Source organism: Photobacterium minamisatsumaniensis (assembly GCF_050336695.1).
Lineage (GTDB): Bacteria > Pseudomonadota > Gammaproteobacteria > Enterobacterales > Vibrionaceae > Photobacterium > Photobacterium minamisatsumaniensis.
Window position 1 is genome coordinate 1 of record NZ_JAKJSI010000101.1, and the last position, 1,784, is coordinate 1,784.

1 protein-coding gene is annotated in these 1,784 nt (G+C 51.2%); it reads left to right on the top strand.

The features are described 5' to 3' along the window. Window positions 1–1,784: putative Ig domain-containing protein (locus tag L4D78_RS28170; RefSeq protein ID WP_428469985.1), on the top strand; the 1,784-nt coding region annotated here is incomplete at both ends.

The window sequence follows — 1,784 nt, forward strand, 5'->3', positions numbered from 1 at the left end:
GTATAACTTCAGTCCAAGTTATAGCGATGCCGACAGTGATGATCTGACCTTCAGCATTGAAAACCAGCCGAGCTGGACGAATTTCAACCCCGGGACYGGSGTATTATCGGGCCAGCCGAATAATGATGATGTCGGGACCAGCTCGAATATCGTGATCAAGGTCAGTGATGGCACCGAGACGGTGAGCTTGGCAGCATTCAATCTTGAAGTGGTCAATGTCAATGATGCGCCGGTGATATYGGGTTCTCCAGCTACAACCGTTAACCAAGATGCGAGTTACAGCTTCAGCCCAACGGTTAACGATGTGGACAGTGATGATTTGACGTTCAGCATCGACAACCAGCCATCATGGTCAAGTTTCCATACTGGGACTGGCGTGCTGTCAGGCCTACCAACCAATGATGATGTCGGCACTACCTCGAATATCGTGATCAAAGTGAGTGACGGCACCGAGACGGTGAGYTTGGCAGYGTTCAACCTCGAAGTAGTGAACGTCAATGACGCGCCGACGATTTCAGGAACGCCTGCGACGAGCGTGAACCAAGATGCGAGTTACAGCTTCAGCCCAACGGTTAACGATGTGGACAGTGATGATCTGACCTTCAGCATTGAAAACCAGCCGAKCTGGACGAATTTCAATCCCGCGACTGGGTTGTTATCAGGCCTGCCGACCAATGGTGATGTCGGTACCAGTTCAAACATTGTCATCAGCGTCTCGGATGGTGTTGAGACCGCCAGCCTTGCTGCATTCAACCTCGAAGTGGTGAATGTGAATGACGCGCCTGTGATTTCAGGAACACCTGCGACTTCGGTCAACCAAGATGCGGTGTATAGCTTCAGTCCAAGTTATAGCGATGCTGACAGTGATGATCTGACGTTCAGCATTGAAAACCAACCAGTGTGGGCAAGYTTCCATACTGCGACTGGCGTGCTGTCAGGCCTGCCAACCAATGATGATGTCGGCACCACGTCGAATATCGTGATCAAGGTCAGTGATGGCACCGAGACGGTGAGCTTGGCAGCATTCAATCTTGAAGTGGTCAATGTCAATGATGCGCCGGTGATATCGGGTTCTCCAGCTACAACCGTTAACCAAGATGCGGCGTATAGCTTTAGTCCAAGTTATAGCGATGCTGACAGTGATGATCTGACGTTCAGCATTGAAAATCAGCCAGTGTGGGCAAGTTTCAGCAGTGCGAGTGGCGTGTTGTCAGGCCTGCCGACCAATGATGATGTCGGTACCAGCGCAAACATTGTCATTAGTGTTTCGGATGGTATCGAGACCGCAAGCCTTGCAGCATTCAGCCTCGAAGTGGTGAATGTCAATGATGCACCAGTGATATCGGGTTCGCCTGCAACGAGTGTGAATGAAGACAGTGCGTATACCTTTACGCCAAGYGTCAATGATGTYGATGAGGACGATAGCCACAGCTTCAGCATCACCGGCAAGCCRTCGTGGGCAGGCTTTGATACTGCCACMGGYACTTTGAGCGGTATACCAACCAATGATGACGTTGGGCAATATAGCGATATCGTCATYRCCGTTAAAGACAGYGCGGAAKCCAGTGACRCCTTGGCTGCCTTYGGGATCRRTGTTGGCAACACCAACGATGCGCCAGAGATATCGGGTACGCCTGCAACGAGTGTGAATGAAGACAGTGCGTATACCTTTACGCCAAGYGTCAATGATGTTGATGAGGACGATAGCYACAGCTTCAGCATCACCGGCAAGCCRTCGTGGGCAGGCTTTGATACTGCCACCGGTACTTTGAGCGGTATACCAA